Annotated in this window: 25 protein-coding genes; 17 read left to right on the top strand and 8 right to left on the bottom strand. The window is 64.1% G+C overall.

Going from position 1 to position 22,898, the window contains the following annotated elements; all coding sequences use genetic code 11:
• The first annotated feature begins 52 nt into the window (after positions 1-52).
• Both P1L40_RS20435 and P1L40_RS20430 read left to right on the top strand, forming a co-directional pair.
• Positions 53-370: a thiamine-binding protein gene (locus P1L40_RS20435; protein WP_284011554.1), complete on the top strand. Its 318-nt coding sequence runs from the start codon at positions 53-55 to the stop codon at positions 368-370.
• Positions 367-1,434 (top strand): thiamine ABC transporter substrate-binding protein, encoded by a 1,068-nt coding sequence (locus P1L40_RS20430; protein WP_284011229.1) that lies wholly within the window; start codon positions 367-369, stop codon positions 1,432-1,434. The genes P1L40_RS20435 and P1L40_RS20430 overlap by 4 nt, the downstream gene beginning before the upstream one ends.
• A gap of 472 nt (positions 1,435-1,906) precedes the next feature.
• On the opposite strand, the gene P1L40_RS20425 is transcribed toward P1L40_RS20430, so the two are convergent.
• On the bottom strand, positions 1,907-4,045 hold the full coding sequence (locus P1L40_RS20425) for a pentapeptide repeat-containing protein (protein ID WP_284011228.1): 2,139 nt from the start codon (positions 4,043-4,045) through the stop codon (positions 1,907-1,909).
• A gap of 97 nt (positions 4,046-4,142) precedes the next feature.
• Positions 4,143-5,108 carry a hypothetical protein gene (locus P1L40_RS20420; protein WP_284011227.1) on the bottom strand — a complete coding sequence of 322 codons (966 nt, stop codon included), beginning with the start codon at positions 5,106-5,108 and terminating at the stop codon, positions 4,143-4,145.
• A 102-nt stretch (positions 5,109-5,210) separates the two neighbouring features.
• On the opposite strand from P1L40_RS20420, the gene P1L40_RS20415 reads away from it, so the two are divergent.
• From P1L40_RS20415 to P1L40_RS20405, 3 genes are read left to right on the top strand one after another with little or no spacing between them, the layout of a single operon-like run.
• Positions 5,211-5,912, top strand: coding sequence for a hypothetical protein (locus P1L40_RS20415; protein ID WP_284011226.1), 702 nt, complete (start codon positions 5,211-5,213; stop codon positions 5,910-5,912).
• A 51-nt stretch (positions 5,913-5,963) separates the two neighbouring features.
• Positions 5,964-7,694 carry a spermidine synthase gene (locus P1L40_RS20410; RefSeq protein ID WP_284011225.1) on the top strand — a complete coding sequence of 577 codons (1,731 nt, stop codon included), beginning with the start codon at positions 5,964-5,966 and terminating at the stop codon, positions 7,692-7,694.
• Positions 7,691-8,194 (top strand): hypothetical protein, encoded by a 504-nt coding sequence (locus P1L40_RS20405; RefSeq protein ID WP_284011224.1) that lies wholly within the window; start codon positions 7,691-7,693, stop codon positions 8,192-8,194. The genes P1L40_RS20410 and P1L40_RS20405 overlap by 4 nt, the downstream gene beginning before the upstream one ends.
• 14 nt (positions 8,195-8,208) lie before the next feature.
• On the opposite strand, the gene P1L40_RS20400 is transcribed toward P1L40_RS20405, so the two are convergent.
• Together P1L40_RS20400 and P1L40_RS20395 are read right to left on the bottom strand one after the other, a co-directional pair.
• Positions 8,209-8,619: a universal stress protein gene (locus P1L40_RS20400; protein ID WP_284011223.1), complete on the bottom strand. Its 411-nt coding sequence runs from the start codon at positions 8,617-8,619 to the stop codon at positions 8,209-8,211.
• A gap of 448 nt (positions 8,620-9,067) precedes the next feature.
• Positions 9,068-9,928, bottom strand: coding sequence for a DUF6517 family protein (locus tag P1L40_RS20395; protein ID WP_284011222.1), 861 nt, complete (start codon positions 9,926-9,928; stop codon positions 9,068-9,070).
• A 162-nt stretch (positions 9,929-10,090) separates the two neighbouring features.
• On the opposite strand from P1L40_RS20395, the gene P1L40_RS20390 reads away from it, so the two are divergent.
• On the top strand, positions 10,091-10,723 hold the full coding sequence (locus P1L40_RS20390) for a hypothetical protein (protein WP_284011221.1): 633 nt from the start codon (positions 10,091-10,093) through the stop codon (positions 10,721-10,723).
• A 39-nt stretch (positions 10,724-10,762) separates the two neighbouring features.
• On the opposite strand, the gene P1L40_RS20385 is transcribed toward P1L40_RS20390, so the two are convergent.
• A complete protein-coding gene (locus P1L40_RS20385; RefSeq protein WP_284011220.1) occupies positions 10,763-11,353 on the bottom strand; it encodes a DUF7344 domain-containing protein in 591 nt (196 codons plus the stop codon).
• A 369-nt stretch (positions 11,354-11,722) separates the two neighbouring features.
• On the opposite strand from P1L40_RS20385, the gene P1L40_RS20380 reads away from it, so the two are divergent.
• The 4 genes from P1L40_RS20380 (at position 11,723) to P1L40_RS20365 (ending at position 14,013) form a co-directional block, all read left to right on the top strand.
• A complete protein-coding gene (locus P1L40_RS20380) occupies positions 11,723-12,265 on the top strand; it encodes a DUF7344 domain-containing protein (protein ID WP_284011219.1) in 543 nt (180 codons plus the stop codon).
• Between the two features lie 292 nt (positions 12,266-12,557).
• Positions 12,558-13,112, top strand: a complete 555-nt coding sequence (locus P1L40_RS20375; protein WP_284011218.1) for a metal-dependent hydrolase — start codon at positions 12,558-12,560, stop codon at positions 13,110-13,112.
• A 113-nt stretch (positions 13,113-13,225) separates the two neighbouring features.
• Entirely contained in the window at positions 13,226-13,513 is a 288-nt protein-coding gene (locus tag P1L40_RS20370; RefSeq protein ID WP_284011217.1) for a HalOD1 output domain-containing protein, read from the top strand.
• Between the two features lie 119 nt (positions 13,514-13,632).
• Positions 13,633-14,013 (top strand): DUF5658 family protein, encoded by a 381-nt coding sequence (locus P1L40_RS20365; protein ID WP_284011216.1) that lies wholly within the window; start codon positions 13,633-13,635, stop codon positions 14,011-14,013.
• 6 nt (positions 14,014-14,019) lie between these two features.
• Here P1L40_RS20365 and P1L40_RS20360 read toward each other — a convergent pair whose 3' ends face one another.
• The gene (locus P1L40_RS20360; protein WP_284011215.1) at positions 14,020-14,541 is read right to left on the bottom strand and encodes an HTH domain-containing protein; all 522 of its coding nucleotides are present in this window, start codon (positions 14,539-14,541) and stop codon (positions 14,020-14,022) included.
• Between the two features lie 815 nt (positions 14,542-15,356).
• Here P1L40_RS20360 and P1L40_RS20355 point away from each other — a divergent pair.
• Together P1L40_RS20355 and P1L40_RS20350 are read left to right on the top strand one after the other, a co-directional pair.
• Positions 15,357-15,566 (top strand): hypothetical protein, encoded by a 210-nt coding sequence (locus P1L40_RS20355; protein ID WP_284011214.1) that lies wholly within the window; start codon positions 15,357-15,359, stop codon positions 15,564-15,566.
• Between the two features lie 76 nt (positions 15,567-15,642).
• On the top strand, positions 15,643-16,503 hold the full coding sequence (locus P1L40_RS20350; protein ID WP_284011213.1) for a 3-keto-5-aminohexanoate cleavage protein: 861 nt from the start codon (positions 15,643-15,645) through the stop codon (positions 16,501-16,503).
• A 190-nt stretch (positions 16,504-16,693) separates the two neighbouring features.
• Here P1L40_RS20350 and P1L40_RS20345 read toward each other — a convergent pair whose 3' ends face one another.
• Complete coding sequence (locus tag P1L40_RS20345; protein ID WP_284011212.1) at positions 16,694-17,542, bottom strand: glycosyltransferase family 2 protein; 849 nt, start codon at positions 17,540-17,542, stop codon at positions 16,694-16,696.
• Positions 17,543-17,906: 364 nt separating this feature from the next.
• Here P1L40_RS20345 and P1L40_RS20340 point away from each other — a divergent pair, with 364 nt between their 5' ends.
• Positions 17,907-18,185, top strand: a complete 279-nt coding sequence (locus P1L40_RS20340; protein ID WP_284011211.1) for a HalOD1 output domain-containing protein — start codon at positions 17,907-17,909, stop codon at positions 18,183-18,185.
• 48 nt (positions 18,186-18,233) lie between these two features.
• On the opposite strand, the gene P1L40_RS20335 is transcribed toward P1L40_RS20340, so the two are convergent.
• The gene (locus P1L40_RS20335; protein WP_284011210.1) at positions 18,234-18,515 is read right to left on the bottom strand and encodes a winged helix-turn-helix domain-containing protein; all 282 of its coding nucleotides are present in this window, start codon (positions 18,513-18,515) and stop codon (positions 18,234-18,236) included.
• Between the two features lie 416 nt (positions 18,516-18,931).
• Between P1L40_RS20335 and P1L40_RS20330 the strand changes: the two genes are divergently transcribed.
• The 4 genes from P1L40_RS20330 (at position 18,932) to P1L40_RS20315 (ending at position 22,892) form a co-directional block, all read left to right on the top strand.
• Positions 18,932-19,534 carry a DUF7344 domain-containing protein gene (locus tag P1L40_RS20330; protein ID WP_284011209.1) on the top strand — a complete coding sequence of 201 codons (603 nt, stop codon included), beginning with the start codon at positions 18,932-18,934 and terminating at the stop codon, positions 19,532-19,534.
• Between the two features lie 477 nt (positions 19,535-20,011).
• On the top strand, positions 20,012-20,731 hold the full coding sequence (locus tag P1L40_RS20325; protein WP_284011208.1) for a class I SAM-dependent methyltransferase: 720 nt from the start codon (positions 20,012-20,014) through the stop codon (positions 20,729-20,731).
• 122 nt (positions 20,732-20,853) lie between these two features.
• Positions 20,854-21,753, top strand: a complete 900-nt coding sequence (locus P1L40_RS20320; protein WP_284011207.1) for a class I SAM-dependent methyltransferase — start codon at positions 20,854-20,856, stop codon at positions 21,751-21,753.
• Positions 21,750-22,892 (top strand): hypothetical protein, encoded by a 1,143-nt coding sequence (locus P1L40_RS20315; RefSeq protein ID WP_284011206.1) that lies wholly within the window; start codon positions 21,750-21,752, stop codon positions 22,890-22,892. The genes P1L40_RS20320 and P1L40_RS20315 overlap by 4 nt, the downstream gene beginning before the upstream one ends.
• Positions 22,893-22,898: the final 6 nt, after the last annotated feature.

Below are 22,898 nucleotides of genomic sequence, written 5' to 3'. Positions count from 1 at the left end.
TCCGTTCCTCGAACCACTGGCTTATATCACCCAGTGTCCCCAGTATCCGATGATGACTGTCACTGCGATGTTGTCGGTCGCGCCGCTGGACGACGCGGACGCGGACTTCGACGCCGAGATCGCCAACGCCATCGACGCGCTGGAGGCGTTCGATGTCGAGTACGAGACGAATCCGATGGAGACGACGATCCAGGCCGAGGAACTGAGCGAAGTGTTCGCCGCGGCACAGGCCGCCACGGAGGCGGTCGACGCCTCGCGGACGATCACGAACCTCAAGATCGACCACTTCCGGGAGGAGTCGCTCGATGTCGAGGAGAAAGTCGAGCGGGTCGAGACACACCTGGGCCGGACGGCACGGAGTCAGCGATGACACGGCGCCGTTCGTTCCTGAAGGCCGTCGGCGGCGCAGCGGCGCTGGGGACCGCCGGCTGTATGGGGGCCTCGTCCTCCTCGTCGAGTTCGTACGACACCGTCCGGGTGGCGACGTACAACTCCTTCATCGACGCACCGAGCACCAGCGCCGGCGACTGGGTCAAAGAGGAGTTCGAGTCCCGCCACGACCTCACGCTTGAGTGGGTCGTCCCCGACGGCGGCCTCCAGCACTTCTTCCAGCGCCAACAACAGGGCGCGGACCTGGGCGCCGACGCCTTCGTCGGGGTCACGGCACCGGATCTGGTCAACGCCGACCAGGAACTCGACGACCCGCTCTTTACCTCCTACGACACGAGCGCTGTCGAGAACAGCGACAACGTCGTCGACGCCTACCAGTTCGACCCGCAGGACCGCGTCATCCCGACGGGGGCCTCCTACGTCAGTTTCGTCTACGACGAAGGGGTCGTCTCGCCCCCCGAGACCCTCGACGCGCTGACCACCGAGGAGTACGCCGACACCCTGCTGCTGGCGAACCCACAGAGCACGACGACCGGCCTCCTCTTTCTGCTGTGGACGATCAACACGGTCGGAGCGGACAGCTACCTCGACTACTGGGCCGACCTCATGGACAACAACGTCACTATCCTCGGTTCGTGGGGCGACGCCTACGCCGCGTACTCCGAAGAAGAAAAGCCGATGGTCGTCTCCTACTCCACCGACCAGGTGTACGCCGCCGCCGAGAATCAGGACATGGCCCGCCACCAGATCGCCTTCCCCAACGACCAGGGGTACGCCTACGTCGACGGGACCGCGAAGTTCGCGGCGACGGACCGCGACGAACTGGTCGACACGTTCACTTCGTTCATGCTCGACCCCGCCGTCCAGCAGGAGGTCGCAGTCAAGAACGTCGGCCTGCCGACCGTCTCGAACGCCTCGCTCCCCGAGGAGTTCGCACAGTACGCCCACGTCCCCGAGGAGCCGGTCCAGTTCGGCTACGACGCGCTGGCCGAGAACCTCGACACCTGGCGGGAGGACTGGAGCCGACAGGTCGCCGCGAAGTGACCAAACAGACCAGACAGACAGTGTGACAGCCGCCGTCGGTCCGTACCCGACGTGCCATCACAGTTCCGTGTGACTGCCAGCCCGAGCAATCATCGCAGAGAGTGACTCGTCGACCGCCCCACCGATCTGACTGAGCGTATAGACTCGAATCGCGGATTCGAGCGCGCCTGAACCGCTTTTGTCGGCCTCCTAGTCCTCTCGAAAGTAATCTCAGACCATTTCGTGTCGTTTGCAGGCTCTTTACCGAGTATATCGATCCGAAAAGTCCGGATATGGGTTTCGAGCTGATAGAGACGTGTCAGGGCCACGGGCATCCGCGGACAGAGTTGCACCTGCCACCGAACCGGCAAGGTTTTATTTACTACTTCTGTAGTAACAATTGCACCGACAGACGAACCGTCTGTCAGCGTGTGTGTACTCCGTTCCACGGGCCACCGTGGAACTTCGACGGGATCTGTCGGACCGCGGCGTCTCACATCTCCGAGCGCTTGATGAGCGCGTACAGGACCAGGCCACTGAGGATGACACTCAGGTACACCTCCAGAGCGACCAGGATCCGGGCACCCCAGCCGACCGGCCCGATGTTCCCGTAGCCGATGGTCAGGAACGTGATGTAACTGAACGAGACGAGTTTGTAGAACGCGGCTTGGCCCTCCGGCGTGGTCAGCGCCGCGGTGACAGAGGCCGGCTGTGCCGCACTCGTCGCGAACACCTTCCCGCCGAAGGCGTACAGCAGCGAGAACAGCGCCGGGACGACGGCGAACACTCCGAAGATCCGGAAGATGCGCATTCCGTAGCCACAGGAGATACCCAGGAACGCGTTCTCGACGGCTCTGATTCCGTTCTTCGCCCGTGCGGTGGCGCCCGCACCGCCGTCGAGCGCGATGTTGACGTGTTTTTTCCTGGCATACTGCTGGCGCTTGACGCGGAACTCCCCCGCGGCTTTCATGTCGCCGGCGGCAGAGGCGCTGTTTTTCGCCCGGAGGTACGTCGCCTCGATCGCTTCGGGAGTCATAGCGATGGCGTAGGCTCGGTCGACGGGGTCGCTGAAGGTGTGGATGTCCCAGCCGTTGCGGTCGAGGTAGTCGGTGTGGGCCTCGAAGTCGAACTCGTTGCCGTCGAACTCGTCGAAGACCGTCTCACAGAACCGGAAGTAATCGAACAGTTCGCGGTGGTCCCGCTCCCGTTCGGCCGAGAGGTCGATGTCCCCGAGACTCACCCGGGTGAAGTCGTATCTGACCCACCCCTCTGTGGGCTGGGTGATCGAACCGCCCTCGATCGAGGCGCCGGTGAAGTCGACGTAGGAGTCGTCGCCGACGGCGCGCAACAGGAACCGCGCGTCGTCCGCGAACTCGGTGTTCGAGAAGTCCATCGCGGCCGCGAACTCGGTGTCGTCGAACGAGACCGACCTGAACTTCGCCCCGCTGAAATCGGCCGGAGCGCCGAACCTGGCCCGGTCGAAGGAGACGTTCTGTTCGAGCTGGTTCGCGTGGCCCTCGAACTCGGCGCCGCGGAAGTGTGCGCTGCCGTCGAAGGAACTGTCCGTGAAGATCGCCTCCTGGTGGAACCGCGTCTCGTCGAAGTCCGCCAGTCCCGAGAACCGGGCCTGCCTGAAGTCGGCGTCGCCGAGGAACCGCGTCTCCTGAAACGTCACGTCCGCCCCGAACGTGGCCTGTGTGAAGTTGCTGTACCGGAACTGGGCCTCCTCGAACCGGGCGTCGCCGTCGAAGGTGGCACCTTCGAACGAGGCGTCGTCCTCCATCGTCCGAGCGCCGCCGTTGAACACGGCACCGCGGAACTGCGCCGTCCCGCCCCAGTGGGTCCCGCTGAAGTCGGCGTCCTCGTTGCACTCCATCTCGTCGAAGGTGGCGTCGGCCTCGAAGGTGACGTTCTCGAACTCGGTGTCGTGGTCGAACAGGACCTCGGTGAAGTTCACCGGGGCCTGGAACGTCGCGCCGTCGAACCGGTTGGCCTCGAAGTGGGCCTGCTCGAAGGTCGCTTCGGCCTCGAAGACGGCCCCCGCGAAGGTCACGTTGTCGTCGAGTTCGTTGGATTCGCCCTCGAACTGCGAACCCCGGAACGACGCCGTGGCCTCGAACTGCGCGCCGGCGAAGCTCGTATCGTCGTAGAAGTCGGTCTCGACGAGTTCGACCCGGTCCTCGAAGACGGCGTCGTCGAACTCCGCGTCCTGTTCGAACCGCGTCTCGTCTGCCTGGACGGTCCCCGTGAACGTCGAGCCGTCGAACTCCACGTCGTACTCGAAACGCGCGTGGTAGAGAAACAGGTCGCCGATCGTACAGTCGTGGAACCGCAACGGCATGTCGATATCGGCCTTTTCGGCACTGATCCCGCCGTCGAAGGTACAGTTCTCGAAGACCGCGGGGTGGTTGTCGGCGCCCTGGATGACCTCGTAGTCCAGGGTCAGCGTCGGAAACGTACACCCCTCGAATGTCTTCTCGTCCGCGGTCCCGTCCCGGAGCACCGTCTCCAGCGCGGCCTCGACCTCGTCGGCCCCGATGCCCTCGGCCTCGCGTTCCGCAGGCGAGCGCGTGAGGACGGCGCGGGCCTGTGACACGTCGGAGGGTGTCTGTGGTATTTCGGAGTCTGACATTGCCCTATAGTTCAGGACGACCGTCAAAAGTGTTTATCCGGCAGCCGATAGATTTTGCAGGCTGTCGACGGAATCTGTTCGCCGCAGGCGCGGCCGGTCACTCCAAGGCGTCGCGGCGTTCGGCTTCGGACAGCGAGACGTGGTCGGGCGCGTGGCGGCTACAGTGTTCACACTCGTAGGAGACGCCGCCGTCGTCGTAGGTCCGGACCGGGAGTTTGAACAGGAACAGCGCGTCCCGCTGTTTCCGGGCGATGACGGCGTCGGCGTTGCTGCCGCAGTTGGGACACCAGTCCTTGTCGGCGGCCGGCTCCTGCCAGGTGAGTTTGTGCCGGCCGAAGACGGCGTCGCCGTGGGCCTCGGACTTCGAGGTCTGGATGACGGCATCGGGCGGGAGCGGATCGGCGTCGACCGTGTTGTCGAACCCGCTCTCGGCTGCCAGCGACTGGGAGAGGTACGGGCCGGTGCTGACGGTGTTGTCGCGGCCGACGAAAAACACCGTCACGTCCGCGTTCCGGCCCTCGACGCGGACCTCGTTGTCCCACCCGACGACGTACACCGTCAGGTCGTGGGCGGCCTCCGTGACCCGGACCTCGTTTTTCGCGCCGACGACTGCGACGCCGTCCCGTGGGTCGGTCACCTTCCGGGAGTGGTTCCAGCCGTTGACCGTGACCTCGTACTGTTCGGGTGATTTCGTCGGTGCGGCGGAGTCGTCGTGGAAGACCTGTTCGACGCCGCCGACGGTGACCCGCTCGGCCCCGCCGTACTGGACGAACGCGTCTTCGATCTCCGTGACGACCACGTCGTCGGCGACATCGTCGACGTAGCCGTCGTCCAGGTCGCCGCTGACCGCGGTGTCGACATCGCCCCCGTCCAGCGACGGCGAGCCGTCGACTGCCACGTCGGTAAAGACGTACTCCGCGTCGAGGAAGGCCAGTTCACCAGCGACGGCCTCGCCACTGACGTACACGTCTTCGGCCCCCCGAAGTCCCATCGTCTCCTCGCGGTGTTGGAGGCGCACGTCGCCCGAGAACTCGTCTGTCGGGGCGGTCCAGTCGTCTCCCATGCTTGCCCTACCTACCGAACGAGCACACTTCAAACAGTGGGAAGGGGGTCGAACGCCGAGGTAAGCGGAAGTTATTTACCGCTGCAAATACGTGGACGCAATATGGATCGACGATCGTTCCTCCGCAGCGGGTCGGCGCTGATCGGAGGGACCGCCCTGAGCGCGCTCGCCGGCTGTTCCGGCGGGAGCAGTTCCCCTCCACCCCGCAGAGCACAGGTGTTCGAAGGTGTCTCGCTGAGCGGGACGCAGTTGCAGATCCAGTTCGTCTCGAACCCCAGAGTCGAGTCGCGTGTCGAAACCGTCGACGGCTCGCTGGCGCTCGGACAGCTCTCCCCAGTCGGCGTCGCCAGCGCTCAGAAAGGCGCACGCGGTGCGACACGTGGCTCCGGCGCCTACAGCAACGCGCCCCGCGGCCGACACGGGTGGGCCGTCTGGCACGGCGGCGACTACGACGACTGGCGGGAGGAACACGACGACGAACTGCGGATGTACCCGGCGGCGATCAGTGCGGCCGGCGTCGCCTACCTCGGCAGCGACCAGCGCTACGAGAACGACCCGCCCGATGCGGGACCGGTCCCCTGGGACACACAGTGGTCCAGCGCACAGAACGGGGCGTCACACACGGTCGCGCTCTCGGAGGCGGCCCCGTCCAGCAGCCCACAGGAGGGGTGGTATCGCGTCGGAACGAAACTCGTCGGCGAGGAGTCGAACGCCGACTTCGGGTGGCAAGGTGCGGACTTCGAGATCGACAACAACGGCTCCTGGCAGATCGACAAGTCCTGGCACGTCCGTCCCCGCGTGTGAGTCCACCACCGGATGTCCCAGTCCGCGTCCGATGCGACCGGCGGGAGCGGCATGGATAGTCCCGACTCCGCCCGATGGGGGTCGGTGACCGACCGCCGGTTCAAACTGGGACTGACCGTCGTCGTCGCGTTCTGTTCGATCGCGTACGAACTCGTGTACTCGCAGTTCCTGACGGTCTTCTACGGCGGGACGGTCGTCCGGTACTCGATCACGATCGGTCTGTACATGTTCTCGCTCGGTGTCGGCGCCTTGCTGTCGGGCCAGCTCGACGACCCCGAGTCGAACCTGCTACGGACCGAGGTGTATCTCTCGCTCGCGGGCCCGGTCGGCGCCGGGTTCATCGTCGCCCTGAACTCGTTCCCGAACGTGGCGTTCCCGGGGAAATACACCGTCACGCTCGTGCTCGCGCACCTGCCGATCGTCGTCGTCGGCGTCCTCTCGGGGTTCGAGCTCCCGCTGCTGGACGATCTGGTCGAGGACCGGGAAGACTCGCTGTTCTCGGCCATGGGGAGTCTCTACCCCCGCCGGGTCGTCCGCCGTGTGATGGGCGTGTTCTTCAGCGTCTCGGACTCCGATGGACGGTCGCTCTCTGAGGTACTCGGCGCGGACTACATCGGGAGTCTCCTCGGCACCGTCGTCTACGCGCTCGTGTTGTACCCGCGGCTGGGACTCGTGGTGACGGTGCTCGTCCTGGGGCTGCTCAACGCGCTGGCGGCGCTCGCGTTCGCGGCCTGGACGCTGACCGGGGTCTCCGAGAGCCTCTCGCGGCCGACGGTCGGGAACTGGCGTGCGGTGCTCGTCGTGGGCCTGCTGTTGACGGGGACCTACGGCGGACTGGTCGCGAACGGCGAGCGCGTCGATCGGACGGTCACCGGGGCGTACATGGGCGATCGGATCGCCGACGAGTACCGCCCGGGCGCGGTCGAGATCGACGTACAGACCTACCGCACGACGGCCTACCAGCGGCTCACGCTGTACGAGCGCCGTGTCGAGGCACACGCCGGCCCCGAGCGGTGTCTCCGTCTGGACAGCGCGTTACAGTTGTGTGATAGCTGGGTCGACTCCTACCACAGCGGGCTCGTCGACATCCCGATGTCGATGTACGAGAACCAGTCGTCCGTCGATGTCCTGCTCGTCGGCGGGGGCGACTACGTCGCGGTGAACCACCTCCGGGAGTACAACGTCTCCGTCGACCAGGTCGACATCGACGGGGAGTTCTTAGAGTACACGAAAAACCGGAGCTACTTCGAGCAGTTCCACGACAACGCCTACAGGTACGACCGGCTGAACACCACCGTCGGTGACGCCTACACGTACCTGCGGGGGACGGACAAGCGGTACGACCTGATACTGCTCGACGTGCCGGGCGCCCGTAGCGACGACGCGCTCCCGCTGTACTCCCAGGAGTTTTACACCCTCCTGGGCCGACATCTCACCGACCGCGGGGTCGTCGTCTCCTGGGTGTACTCCCGGTACAACTACCCCCAGCACAACAAGGCCTACCACAACACCGTCGCCGCCGCCGGCTTCGACCGTCACCTTTCCTACTCCGTGGTCGACGACCTGGACGGCGACGGGGAGTACGAACGCGGCGAGCGGTTCTACGTCCTCTCTCACGGGCCGACGCCGGAGCCGTCCCTGGAACGGGCTCGCGGGGAGTACGTCAGGCGGACTGGCGACCGACTGGGACCGTTCGAGTGGGAGCGGCTGGCGACGTATCGCGGCGTCAAACCGAACAGCGTCTTCGATCCGAACTACGACATCATCGTCGGCTACACATGACCAGAGAGACACTGACGTTCGTCCACAGTTCGACCCCGCCGACCGACGAGGTCACCGTGTTCGACGAACTCACGCAGCCCTTCCTGGGCACCGAGTTCCGGTTCCGTGTCATCGGGAGTTCACACTACGTGAGCGCGCCCGAGTACGACTTCTACGAGCTCTCGTCGTGTGACCCCGTCGAGAGTACCGGAGCGACGATCCCGCTGAAAGACGGGGGCGAGCGGCGACGGCTCGACCACGAGACGGACGGTATTCGGTGCGAGACGGTGCTCGAACACCGGCCGCTCGCGTCGTTCCCGGCCGGAGAGTCGTTCGACCTGTCGTACTGGTTCGGCCAGGACGCCGTCACGGCGATCGCGCTCGACAAGGACGGGTACGAGACGTACCACACGTATCCCGAGTACGACCTCACGCTGTACAGTCGAACGCGGTTCACGCGACTGCCGGACCAGGACCCGATCGGCACCGGCCGGAGCGAGATCGTCGGCGAGTCCGAGTGAGGACCGCGGAGCGGTCACTCGCCGCCGACAGGGACGATCGTGACGGGGACGGTCGACTCGTCGACGACGGCGAAGGCCGTGTTCCCCTGCGTGATGTTCTCGACGACGCCTTTCGAGAGGTGGCCCATGACGATGTGGGTGATGTCGACATCGGCCGCGATATCGAGCAGTTCCCTGGCCGTCCGGGTCGCGCTACGGCTCCCCTGGTGGGTGATGTACTCCACCGAGATGGTCGAGACGACGGCCGCATCGCTGGTCCGCTCCCGGATCTCCTCGCGGATCCGTCGGGCTTTCGGGTTGGCGGTCTGTTGTTCGACGAGGTGGACGATGTAGAGGTCCCGATCCAATCCCGTGCCCAGCTCTGTCGCCGTATCCAGGACCCGATCGCGCGCGGCGTCGTCGGCGATTGCCACGAGGATGGTCATGCGTTACTGTTCGTACTGGGGCGACATATCTCTGCTGTCCCCGGCGGAAACAGAGCGGCCCGTCCCTCCCTACAGCCGCGTTCGGACGGCACTGCCACAGCCCCAGCCGCGCCGCCGGCCACTGGTGCGTGCTAGCGCCCACAAACATGTCTGAAATTGTATAATGAACATTTGATTACGTTGTCGATCGTGCGTTATCATGCGTAATTCAGCACGCTAAACTGTAATCGTCGTTCAGCCACAACATATCAGAAATTGAAAAGGTATTTATGCACGGGGGGCGTTGAGTGTAATACGATGAATTGGAAGCACCGCCGCAACCGAAACAAGGCAGCACAGAAACAGACAGAGACCCGCAGCGGAACGAAGTGGTCGTTCATCGCGGCTGCGACCGTCGTCGCGTGACGACAGACGGTCACCACACGAATTTTTGACGGCGAATGCACCGTCAGTGAGTGACGACACCGTCGGCGGATCGGTCGTCGACGAGATCACCGTCCAGCGGTCCGGGGGACACGGTAGCGACGCGTTCCTGCTGTCCGGTCCGTTGCCGAGTCGGTGGCGTCCCCGCACCGCGCTCCCAGTGACGGACACCCTCGACGAGCGTCGCGAACTCCTCACTAGTGTCCCCCGAGATGGGTGCGACGCCGACGACTATGACGACGTTTCCCTCGTGGGTCACCCTGGCGACATAGACGGTGACGTTGACGGGGTCGGACGTGGGTGAGACAGCCACCGAGCCACCAAGCCGCGTCAGCTGCGTGTCCTGGCCCAGCATCCGGACGGGCCGGTCGCTGCGGACCGTGAGGTCGGTGACGTTCGTCACGTTCGACGGCAGGTACGCCTCTCCCTGGTCGACGAGGAACCCGGACTGATTCAAGACGCCAGGGTCGGAGGCGTACACCAGTGGATTGAACGCGACGGGTCCGAGTTCCAGCGACGACATGGAGAAGACAGTCACCACGGAGGCGTTTGCCACGTCGACCGTCGTGTCGCCACTGGCCGATGTCGCCGCCGGAGGCTGATCGGTCGCCGCCGAGACGCCGCTGACGTACGTACTCGCCCAGACCCTGAGGCTCACGTTGCGGGCGATTCCGGGGACCGGACGGTAACTCACGTTGAACGAGGTCGTGTTCACGGGCGTATACCCCGCTTCGGAGCGGGCGGGTTCCTCGACTGTCGCCGGTCGGGCGTCGTAGAACAACAGCGGGCTGTCGTCGGTGACGAACAGCCAGGCGCCGCCGATCACCGCTGCGACCACCAGCACGAAACCGACGACGACGGCGATAGCGAGGCGTTTCCAGTTCATATCGTGGTATTACTCCCCATACATATGTCCGTTTACACGGGTTAGGGGTACTTCGGGGGATCTGCGGAGCGGCTGACGGTGACCGCCCCGTCGACCGGGCGTGACGGGAAAGAATTATATAGAAGATTCAGCATACCACGTTCACGAAGTTTCGATCTGACTATGTCCGCCGATACGCACGACGACGACATCACCGACGCGTTGCTCTCCGGGTCGGCCTACGAGCGTGTGCGCTACGAGCGATACGCTTACTTCCGACAGACAGTTCCTCGCACACTGGCGCTCCAGAGTGCGCTGCTGGGACTACTGGCCCTGATCCTCCCGATGTACGGGCTCTATCCCGCCGGGACGGCTCAGTACCTCCCGGCAGTCGATCCCGCGGTCGCGTCTCCGAAGGTCCTGCTGATGGGCCTGTTCGGCGGTGCCTTCCAGTTGCTGAGCGCCGTGTTGCTCGTCGGGGCCGTCCTGTACCGAGTGTCTCGAACACCCCTGACCGAGGAGCAAGCCCACGCGGTCCTCAACGTCGAGGACTTCGCGCGCTACGTCGCGCTCGGGACCGGCGGGGTCGGGATTCTGGTGTCGGTGCTGCTCTTTGCGCTCGGCCTCGGCGGTGCCGGTGCGATCGAGGCCTACGTGGCGACGATGGGCCGGAACCCGTTTGCGCCGTCGGGCTTTGGCATCTCGGTCAGTACCGTCTCGCTGCTGGCGTTCGGTGCGAGTGTGCTCGTGTTCTACGCCGGGCGGTTCCTGGCGGTCAAGATCGCGCTGTCGCGTCTCCGGCAGTCCGACCAGTGACCGGGCGTCGATCTATCGAGCCGTGCCCTCGTCGGCCGGTCACCGCAGTCGGTCGACGAGCGTACAGATACCGACGGCGAGCAGGACCGCGAGGGCGACGGCGGAACCGGGGATCGTGCCGGTCAGGAAACTGACCGCGAGCAGTGCCGTCCCGGCGACCGTGATGGCCACGTAGCAACGGCGGGAGTCGCGGCGCCCTGTTGGGTCAAGATACGCTTCGACGGCGGCGGCCTGGGGGCCGGGTGAGACCAGTCCGCGGTCCTGGTCGAAGCGCACGATTCCGGCCTCTTCCATCCGTGGGAGATGGCTCTGGTAGAGGGAGACGTACACCCGTTTTCGCTGTGCCGAGGACAGTTCCTCGCGGGAGACACCGTTCTCGATCGCCGCGACGTGTTCGGCGAGGTCGCCGAGAGAGACGGCGCCGCCCTCGGTTTCGAGGAGGTACACGATCGCGAGGCGCCGCCGGCTGTTCCGGAGGATGTCGAACGCAGTCTCCGGTGCGATCCCGGGGTCGGCTTCTGCCGGCGAGTCGGGAGGCTGGCTGGACGCTTCCTCGTCGGCCCCGCCATCAACTGTGGTATTGGGGCGAGTCCCGTCGGCTTCGTCGGTCGAGCTGGTTATTCGTGACATCCTGATCGAGCCACACGTGGCGCAGTTGGACGTGGTAAGCTACGCTATCCGTTTGAGAGCGGGGTACTTATAGTTTGATTGCTATTTCAACAATTGATTCTCGAACGTCACGACCGGGCCTGTCCCGGACGGCTCGTGAGCGATGACAACCGGCACGGTCCGACCGTTCCGTCGGTCCCGTCCGCTCGTGGCTACGGGTGTTGTAGCCGTTACTGCGGCTGTCTGTACCGGATAGTCGATCTGCCGAAGCCACTGTACAACGGTCGGTAACGAGACTGTAACAAAAGGTTACCCACGGAACCGTTAGGTAGTGGCCTCCCGAGAGGGGCGGACCGCGACGGTACCCCACCTAACAGACAGAGCGTTCCAATGGCAGAACAAACATCAGAGCTCTCACGCGATCGGATCTTCGACATCCTCAGTAGCCCCAGACGCCGGTACGTCCTCCACTACCTCCGGACCGAGCAGAGCCCGATCCAGATGACCGATCTCGCCGAAGAGGTCGCAGCGTGGGAAAACGAGACGACGGTCGAAGAGCTGTCCTCGCAGGACAGAAAACGGGTGTACGTCTCGCTGTATCAGACCCACATCCCGAAGCTCGCTGAGGCGGGTCTGGTGACCTACGACAGCGATTCGGGCGATGTCTCGCTCGCGAACAAGTCCTCGGAACTCGACCCGTACATCATGGACGAGGAGACGGAGCGGCCCTGGTATCTGTACTACCTGCTACTGGCAGCGGCAAACGTCGTCCTCGTGCTCGGGGTCGTCGCCGGGGTGCCGGTGCTGTCGGCACTGGGCGGAACGGGTGTCGGGATCGTCGTCGCGAGTAGCTTCCTGCTGTTGACGGCAGTGCACTACCTCTCACGACGACGGCGCGGGCCGACGACCCCACCAGGATTCGGTGAACCGTGACTGGACGTGTCGGCCCCGAGAAACGTTCACTCTTCGTCGGCGTCGTCGGGGAGCAACTGCTCCGGCGACCGTTTGTACACCGGTGTGGCCGCGAACTCGGCGATACGCTCCAATTCGTCCTCTGAGAGATGTTCTGGCATCGTCTGACAGTCCACGGACGGACGGTTAGTAATACAGTTCATAGGTCGAGTAGCGGGGATATACCCCATCTGGTAGGCCGATCCTGGGGATCGACGCGGTGTCTCCACCGGGTGGTAGTGGGAGACTGGCCCGGCCGGCGGAGGGGCCGCTGATGTGGCCCTGGGAACACCTCGCGATCGGGTACATCTGCTATGCACTCTGGCGACGCGGGGCCGGGCGGTCGCGGCCGACGGTCGAGGAGGTGGCCGTCCTCGCAATCGGGACCCAGTTCCCCGACCTCGTCGACAAGCCGCTCGGGTGGGGGACGACGCTACTCCCCTCGGGAACGTCGCTGGCACACTCGCTGTTGATCACGATTCCGGTCGTCGTCGGTGCCGACCTCCTGGCGCGGCGCGTGGGACGGGATCATCTGGGGATCGTCTTCGGCATCGGCTACCTGTTGCATCTCCCGGCTGACGCCTGTTACGCGGTGTTGCTCGGCGGGACCGCGACAGCCGAGTTCCTGCTGTGGCCGGTGATCCCCAGGGCCCCCGAGCCGACGACGGCGTTGCTCGCCCGGACCGGAGCCCTCTGGGCGGAGTTCAGTGTCGCGCTCGCCGGGCCCGCCGGTGCGGGGTATCTACTCGTGGAAGGCCTCCTGCTGGGGACTGCGGTGCTGCTGTGGTCTCTGGACGGCGCGCCCGGCATCCCGCGTCGAGTTCGATAGTCGAGCCGAGCCCTGTTGACAGCCCTCATGCGAAGAGATGACAGGGAGAATATTTATCCGAGAGGAGCGTAACAATCGGTTAAGCATCACTGATGTCAAAACGTAACGAACCAGTGGGAACGGTACACGGTGGAGTGACCTATCACCCGGATTCGGACACCTATCGAGCGTCGTTCTCGGACGGAGAACCGGCGACGACGGCGGTCGTACGGACCCTGGCGAGGGTCCGGCACTGTGACGTGACGGATATTTCGCCGCTGTACGAGTCCGTCGATACCGACGCGCTCGACCGACTCATCTCCACTGCAGACGAGGCAGCCGTTCGGGTCGAGTTCCTGATCGACGGGTTCGAAGTGACCGTCGTCGGCGACAACACGGTCGAGATCGTCCCGCCGACCTGAGACGGGGGATAGCCCAGGGGTGGGGTGTGTCCGTGTCTCCGAACTGCGACGAGTAACCCGGCGTTAGGGCGTAGTACGCTGTCCGTTACCATGCCGATGGTTGCCGAGGACACACCTAGATGTCAGACCGTTCGCCCCGCCTTCCTACTCCCGGGGTCGTCCGCCCCCTCACCGCGCTGGAGAGCGGCCGGCACGGCCCGGTGCTGTGGGCGCTCGTCGTCGGGTTCGCACTGGCGGACACGGTGCTCACCGTGATCGGGCTGGAACTGGGCCTGTCGGAGGCCAATCCCGTCGCCAGGTCGGCGTTGTCGCTGCTCGGCCCGGCCGGACTGGTGTTGCTCAAGGGCTTCTCCCTTGGCCTCCTCGCGGTGATCGTCCGAACGGTGCCGGGTCGGTTCGAACCGGCCGCACTGCTCGGGTTCTGTCTACCACAGGCCGCCGCGACCGGTGTGAACGCGACACTGATCCTCAGTCAGACGGGGACGATCGCCGGCCTTTGAGCGATTTCAGGCCCGTGCCTGTTGGTGTTCCTCGTCGGTGAGCCGCTCGAGCTGTGTGAGGGCGTCCTCGGGCGTGTAGACGACGCCGTCGACCTTGCAAGGGTAGACACCGAGCAGTGACTCGGCGGTGTAGAACGCGACACACCGCGCGGGCGTGGAGATACAGTTGAACTCCTCGCCGGAGAGCGAGGAGGAGATTTCCTTGACCCGAAAGAACGGAGCGACCTCCACCGAGGAGTCGGCGGCCAGCGCGAAGAAATCGCCGATGGCCTGGATGATCTGTGAGCAATCGGTGACAGTCGAGAGCGCACCCTCGGTACAGACCTGTTCGCCCCACACCGTCACGGTCAGTTCGTCGATATAGCCGGCGTCGACGAGCGATTGCAACCGTTCGACGAGCCGTTCCTGCGAGGAGTAGGAGCTGGTCGGCGCCAGCGACTGAAGATACACCGTGGCGCGGACGATCGGCTCCGTTGTGGGTAGTTGGTTCGACGGCAGGTTCCGGTCGGTAGCGTCGTGACCCGGCATGACTGTCTGTCTTCTCTATCGAGATCGGTTTAAAAGGGTTAGACCGTTTAGTCAGTAGGACGGTGTTTTCCAGAAGTAACCATGGATCGGTCGGCCGAAAAGTGGTACAGACGGGGTAGCTGGGTGGGTGGGAGCCAGAACACCCCGCAGACCGTGGAGAGAGCATTCGGGTCAGTGAGTGCCGGTACGGGGGACGACCCCGGTGGGGTTCGGCAATCGATGAACCGGTTCGGTGGTGAGGGGGGAGACGCTCTCTCCGACTGAACGGAGACGCCGGGCCGGTGTAGTTATATGGCGGTTATGTTCGTGACAACCAGTGCTTGCCGACGGTCCGTGCACACCGGCGAGCCCTGGTCAGCCACCGGCGGCCGCCGCGACCGGCGTGAACGCGACACCGATCCTCGGTCGAACAGTCACCGCCAGGGCGGTTCCCTGCGCAAGACCAGCGGTACCGATAGTGTCCGAACCGCAGGGATAGAGTGGTGATACTCGGTGGAGCGGTCGACCCTGCCGGGGTCGGTGCGGAGTAAGCTTCTCATACCCGTGATCGAACAGGAGTGGTACGTACACGGACGTAAATATGAACATAACAGGTGTGTATTCGGTCAGTAATAAGGCGATCTTACTCACGTACTGGCCACAACCGTTAATCCGGTAGCCACTGGTTTCGGATGTATGATCGGGCATACCGACGGGCGGACGACGTGGAAAGCGGCCATTACTCGTCCGATGCAGCGAGGACGACGATTCGAGTCACCGAGTGACGGGTCCGGTGTGGCCACCGGAGCCGGGACCACCTGGACACAGCGGTACTGATGAGCCGGCACGACGGAGAGATCGACTGGCAGGAGATTCCGGAAGACCCGGACCCAAACCAGGACCTCGGCTACGAGATGGAGGAGCTGACGGTCATCGAGTCCTCGGCGGATTCACAGCTCATCTTCCTCCCGGAACACGACTCGCAGTTCCGGTCCGAGGAGTTCATCGTCGTCAGCGAGCAGTCGCTGCGATCGCTCGATCCCTGAGCACCTACACACTGTATAACAATACCGCTCTCGGCGAGTGGGTCAGTAACAGCCCGGCACGACCGGGCGAGAATCGATGACCTACCGAGAGTACATGAACGGCGCCCCAGTCAGCTGTAGTGTGGCCCCGACAGGGTATCAATCACTGGACGGCCACGGCACGAACGTCCCGATCGAACCGGACGCTGTCGCCGACGACATCGAGGAGTGTCAGCTGCTGGGGGCGACGATCGCCCAACTGCACGGACGGACCGACGACGGAACGCCCGCACCGTCGCGGTTGCCGGCGATCAGTACTGCAGTCACGGACGTGACCGACGACATCCTGATCGAGTACGCGGTCAGTCCGGCAGCACAGCTCGGTGACTACCTCGATGTCATCGACGAAGGGCCGGTCCCGGATATCGCACAGGTCTTCCTCGGGCCGGTTCAACACGGTCGTCGAGAGGTCGCATCGATCAGCCGGCGGGACGTAGACAGGTTCGTCGAACACCTCGTCGAGCGCGGCATCAAGCCCAACTTCGTGGTGTTGAACGGCCGTGACATCAACGAACTCGGTCGCCTACGCCAGTCGGGCCTGCTCTCGACGCCACCGATGGTGACCGTACGGCTCGGGCCGGCTGACGGGACCGTCGCCACCCCGGGCCAGTTGCTCGCACTGCTCGACGCCATCCCCGCCGATGCGACGGTGTTTGTCGGCGCCACAGGTCCGAACCAGTTCCCGCTCACGACGATGGCCGTGCTGCTGGGCGCCCACGTCCGAACGGGAATGGGCGATAACCTCTATCTCGACATCGACTCGCCGGTCCACCGGAACAGTCAACTCGTCGGCCGAGTCAGCGACGTAGTTCGCCACTCGCGCCGTACGTTTGCCGCTCCGGAAGACGTTGTCGAGATGTTATCACTTCCGGAGATACAGTCGAACGTCGAGGTGTAGTCCAGACACCCGTGTTCCCCAGGTGTCGCGACCCGTCGTCGGTTTTCGTGTGTGTTAAGCGGCGATTAACCGGGTTTCCAGCGATAACTGGCAAGAAGAGAGAATTAATGGCTAAGTTGAATTTCCGGAGCGGAGCTGTGGCAGAGAGACACACGTACGGCCCGGAGAGACGAGCCGATGACGGCGGCCGTTATGGGGAGTTCGTGCTGTCGTCGCGGCTGGCCGTCGCCCGACGGAAGTACTTCGTCCAGAGTCGCCAGAGAAACCCCGTCAGGAGGAGCCATGAGAGACGGGGGACGAACGTGGAGTACTCGATCCCGCTGGATTCGTCGCCGTAGACGGCGGTGATCGGGACATCGGCCAGTCGCATCCCGCGTGCGTCGAGGCGGATCAACAGGTCGTTGAGAAAGCCATAGTCGTCGTAGATCGAGTCGAGATCGAGTTGGCGAAGCGCGTCGGCCGAGATCGCAGTGTACCCGTTCTGCGGGTCGCGCATCCCCCAGTAGCCGCTCGCGACTTTCGTGAGAGCGGTCAGAACGGTGTTGCCGAACAGGCGCCAGCGGGACATGCCCGCCCAGTGGTCGGGCGACGCGAGGCGGTTCCCCTTCGCGTACTCGACGCGACCGGCCGCGACTGGCTCGACGATCCGCTCCAGTTGTGTCGGGTCCATCTGTCCGTCGCCGTCCATCACCGCGACGATGTCGTGGCCGTCGACCAGCGCGAGTTCGTACCCGGTCTTGACGGCCGCTCCCCGCCCGCCGTTGGACTCGTGTCGAACGGGAACGATGTCCTGGTCCGGAATCGCCGACGCGAGCGTCGTCGCCGCCTGGTCGGGTTCGACGGTCCCCCCGTCCGTGACCCGTTGCGCCGCTGTCCGGTCGGCGAGCGAGGAGACGATCTCCCAGGTTCCATCGGTCGAACAGTCGTCGACGACGAACGTCCGATCGACGAACTCCGGAATCGTCGTCAGGACGGCTTCGATGAACGGTTCCTCGTTGTAGGCCGGGACGACCACACCGACGGACGAGTCGTCGTACATCTTACGACCGTCCCACCGTTTCGACCCCATCGATCAGTCGCCACGCCCGACGTGGCGACGCTGTTTCGACCGACCATCGTCGCTCGGACCGGCCGCGTCGTCCGGTACCCGTCTCGTCCTGGTCACCTGCTGCCGAGTGGACCGCTGTGAGACGGAACAGGTGTCTGATCAGCGTCGTGTGCCGCATACTCTTCGCGTGCTACCATCCATCGCGCTATTGTTATTCCATACTTTCAACAGGTAGGCGGATCGTTCCCGCGAGTGGCCGTCCATCAACATCGATCATCCAGAAATCCTGTCGTTGATTCTATTTTTCCTCGTGAATACCAACAGATATATACCTCACTTAGCCGTCGCTCAGGATATGGTTCAAGCCACGCAGACACCCGAAGAGGGTCGGCTTTGGAACGAACTCGCGGAGACACCGAGCACTGCGATCGTGCTCGAACTCATGCACACGCTCGATCGTGAGGTAGACGAAATTCCGCCGCTGGCGAGGACGATCGATCCGGACGCTATCGACCGGCTCGTCGAATCGGGCGCGCAGGGGACCTCGATCTCGTTCACGCACGCGGGCTGTGCGGTGACAGTTTCCCCAACGAAAATCTCGGTGTCCCGACCCGAGACGCCGCCACGGGTATAACGGCCACGCAGACTGTCGGCGGGTGTCGCTCGACCGCCGAACTGCCGGTCACGCCATGTTCTTCCGGGTGATCGTGTTCCAGACCTCGACGCCTTTGTCGGTCACCCCGTAGACGCGCCCTTTCTTCCGGTCTTCCGACACCAGCAGATGGACGAGCTCGGCCTCGCGCAGTTCCTGGAGCGCACGGGAGACGTGTGCGATACTGAGATCCATATCGTCGGCGATCAGCGACGGTGTCGCCGGGCCCTCCGAGAGGCGACGGATGGTCTCGACTCTGTACCGCGAACTGATCACGAAACTCACCTCGTCCCATTGGTCGAAGTCTACCATAGTACTGTCTCCGGTCGATCCATCCGCTGTCGCCGGGAGTCCGTCGACTCGGAATCGGACGGTCGACCTTCTTGGTATACGTTTCCATTGGTCGTCGGTTAACGGTTTCGCTCTCTACGGTTCCACTCGTCTGTCTGTTGGTCACGTACCGGTTGTCTGGCGGGAGGAAACCGGGAACACACGGTGTTCGACCGTGTGACGGGTCAAAGCGAGATCCCGGGCCGGATCAGAGTTCCCGGCGATTCTCGCCCTCGGTTTTTGGTAACATGAATCACATCAAACATAGCCAACAATTAAGTATCAAGGGGTTGTCCACTCACACGGTTACGTCAGTGTAACTAGGCAACGGGGACCGTGACGACCGACGATGGTCGGGCGGTGACCAGCAAACGACGTGGGGAACACGGAGTACCAGTATGGAAGCACAAGACTCACCGATCACAAGCACTGGATCCGAACTACCGGATCACGACGGAGCGGATCAGAAAGAGGCAGAGATGAGCCAGGAGACCACACAGACAGAACGTGTGGAGACACCGTCGCTCGACCTGATCTTCGAGGTGTTGAAGAACAGTCGGCGACGGGAGGCCATCCAGTACCTCCGAGAACAGGACCAACGAGTATCGCTCGGCGAACTCGCCGAACACATCGCGGCGATCGAGAACGACACGACGACGAAACAGCTGACCTCCAGCCAGCGCAAGCGCGTCTACGTGGGGTTGTACCAGTGTCACCTGCCGAAGATGGACGATGTCGGTGTCGTCGACTTCAACCAGGACCGCGGTCACGTGACCCTGACCGAACAGGTGCAGTACTTCGAACCGTATCTTGACTACACGGGGGAGGCGGAGTCACGACCGTGGTACCAGTACTACGGCGGTCTCGCCGTGTCCGGTGCCGGAGTGGTCGGCCTGGTGACGCTGCTCGGAGCGCCCGGATGGGTGCTCGTTCTCGTGGCGACCGCGCTGGTCTGTGCTGTGGGCGGCTGTGCCGTGGTTCATCGCGCGACGAGCGAATAGTCCGGTATCGGTTTCCGCGGTCAGGAGGGACGTACCGCCAATTTTCACCGTCGAGACCGTCTGTTCGTGGCTACCGGTCCGTAGATCGGGAGACACAGTGCGGATGGACGGTCCCGTTAACACCTCATTATAGCACTGTAACAACACCTTACCGTCGAGCCCCATCGTGTAAACAGTCCTGAACTATCCAGGACGCAGCTGGCACGAATCTCACAATCGTACTATTGTTATTCGGCACACGAAGCGGCGCCGCTGGCTCCGTACCGTGGGATCAGCACCACCCTGCCAGCGAGCGGCGACCGTTTATTTCGTTCGAGATGCGCTGTAGCAGCGACGGCACGTCGGGACGGGCCGTAGATACACTTCGATAGAGGGGTGTGTGCTGCCGCGACAGCGCCACCGTGACCCGACAGTTCGCCCGAGTATCCTCGGATTTACTTTGTGCGGGTGCGCCGAACCACGCGATAGCGTCCGCGTATGACACTCGAATCACCCCCCGAAGACCACTTCGAGACGAACATCGATCGGTTCTCGTCGGACGAACTGCTCTCACAGTACACGGACCGGGCGACAGCGGGCCTGTTTCCCGAAGAACGCGCCGCCATCGACCGCTACTTCGACGACGACGGGGCAGTCCTCGATGTCGGCTGTGGCGTCGGCCGGACGACACGTCCCCTCGCAGAACGGGGCTTCGATGTCGTCGGGATCGACCTCAGTCAGGAGATGATCGAGGCGGCACGACGACTCTCCCCCGACATCGACTTCAGCGTCGACGACGCGACCGATCTCGGGTTCGAGACGGCGTCGTTCGACTACGCGCTGTTCTCGCACAACGGGATCGACTACATCCACCCGACGGCCAAACGCGAGCAGGCGTTCCGGGAGCTCCGGCGCGTCCTCAAACCCGGCGGTATCCTCGTGTTCAGCACCCACAACGCCTGGTACCGGTTCCCGGCGATCGTTCGGGACAGGGAGTTCCTGCGAACGTTCTACCTCAACCGGACCAACGTTCCCAGGCTGTTCGATCGGTACAAGAAAGACACCGGCGAAGCCGATCTCCACACGTACATGTCGAACCCCATCAGACAGCGCCGTCAGCTCCGACGCTGCGGGTTCGATCCGCTGGAACTCGTCGGGAAACGCGACGGGCCGGGCAAGTACTTCGAGGCGATGCTGTACTTCGCCGCCGAGCGATGATCGGCGGGCGTCGCTAAGTTCGCTATAACTTTACCGATCGGAATCGCCACGTCTCACAACTGTCTGTGACACGAGAGGAAGCGTCACAGACGAACCGACCACGACCCACGAACTCACAATCCATGGACATCGATATCAACCGAATCTACGACCGAATGCCCGAAGAGATGCAGTCGAGTGCCCAGCGCTGGTTCTACGTGTTACATCCCCGCCGATCGTGGGCACAGCGCATCAGACCGGAGACAGCCCACGACGCGTTCGTCGACCGCTTCTTCGACGACGAAGCCGAGTTCGAGCGGTACCAGCGGGAGTTTTTCGAGAGTTCGTTGCCGGAACACATCACCGGCGAGATCGACGCCATCGACGACGAGTACGATGTCTACGACGCCCACAGGGACGAGTGTCTGAAGTACTACGCCCTCGTCAGGAAGTTCCAGCCCGGGACGATCGTCGAGACCGGCGTCTACAGCGGCGTCTCGACGACGACGATCCTGGCCGCGCTGGCCGAGAACGGACACGGCCACCTCCGCTCGATCGACTGCTCGGCGGGGTTACGCGCGGGCGAGACGGATCCGGAGCACCGAGCCCGACAGCGCCAGTTCAGCAGGGACCGGCCCTCCTGTGCTGAACCCACCAGTCACATCCTCCCACCGGGGAAGGAACCGGGCTGGCTGATCCCCGATCACCTCCGTGACCGCTGGACGCTGACCCAGGGGAGCAGTCGGACCGAACTGCCGGCAGTGGTGGCCGACACCGCGTCGATCGATCTGTTCTTCCACGATTCGGCCCACACGCTGTCTCGCATGCTGTTCGAGTTCGAGTGTGTCTGGGACGTGCTCGAACCCGGCGGCCTCATCGTGTCGAACCACGCGGACTGGAACGACGCCGTCGACACCTTCGCCGAGGAACACCGGTGTGAGCACGGCGACCTCTCCTTTCACTATCTCGGGTACCGCGAGACGGAGGAACCGATCCCGTGCCGGACGGCGTACATCCGCAAACCGGGCGGTGAGTCGGCGTGAGGTTCCTCTTTTTCGTCAACACGCCCGCCCACGCACATCTCTACAAGTACGCCGTCGAGCGCCTCGACCGACGGGGCCACGACGTGCACATCCTGGCCCGGGACTACGGCTGTACGCTCGACCTGCTTGAGTGGCACGACCTCCCGTACAGCGTCTACGGCCGCTGTGACACGACGAAAGGCTCGCTGTTCAGACAGCTCCCGCGACACTACGCCAGCCTCCTCCCCGCGACGCTGCGGTACGACCCCGACCTGATCTTCGGGATGGGCGGCTACGCGGCTCCCGCAGGACTCGTCTCACGCACGCCAGTCGTCCTCATCCTGGATTCGGAACCGACGACGCTCGATCACGCCCTCTCGAAGCCGCTGGCCGACGCGGTCCTGACGCCGGCGGCGTTCCGGAAGGATCTGGGCCCCAAACACTACGTCTTCGACGGGTTCAAAGAGTCGGCGTATCTCCACCCCGACGTGCACGAACCGTATCCCGCGATCCGTTCGGAGTTAGGCGTCAGTGCCCAGGAGCCGTTCGCCATCCTCCGGTTCAACGCCTTCGGCTCCCACCACGATGTCGGGGCCGGCGGCTTCAGCCCGGCCCAGCGCCGGCGGCTGGTCTCGCGACTGGCCGAGGAGGTGACCGTCTTCGTCTCCGACGAGGGCGGCCAGATGGACCTGGACGGGCTGCCGGCGAAGCGCTTCGACGTGCACCCCGCGGCGCTGCATCACGCACTGGCCGAAGCCGACCTCCTGGTGGCCGACACACAGACGATCGCGACCGAGGCGGCTCTGCTGGGGACGCCCGCGATCCGGTCGAACTCCTTCGTTGGGGACGACGACATGGGGAACTTCCTCGAACTCGAACGGCAGGGGCTGCTCCGGAACCTCGACTCCTTCGAGGCCGTGCTGTCGACCGCCACCGAGTTACTGAACGACGAGTCGACCGCCACCGAGTGGGCACGACGGCGCGACGAGTTCGTCGCCGACATGGTGAACCTCACCGACGTGATCGTCGCCGTCGCCACCAAGCACGACTCGATCGAGACGGTCCCGGGGCTCAGGTCACGCAGCGCCGCTCGGCCGACCAGGCACACAGCACAACAGCCCCCCACCGCCCGCGAGCGCACCCCCTCGGGCGAGGACTGAGCGGCC

It is taken from the genome of Haloarcula pelagica, from assembly GCF_030127105.1.
Taxonomy (GTDB): domain Archaea; phylum Halobacteriota; class Halobacteria; order Halobacteriales; family Haloarculaceae; genus Haloarcula; species Haloarcula pelagica.
Note: the sequence above shows the minus strand (reverse complement) of the source record. Positions and strands in the feature narration are given on the sequence as shown.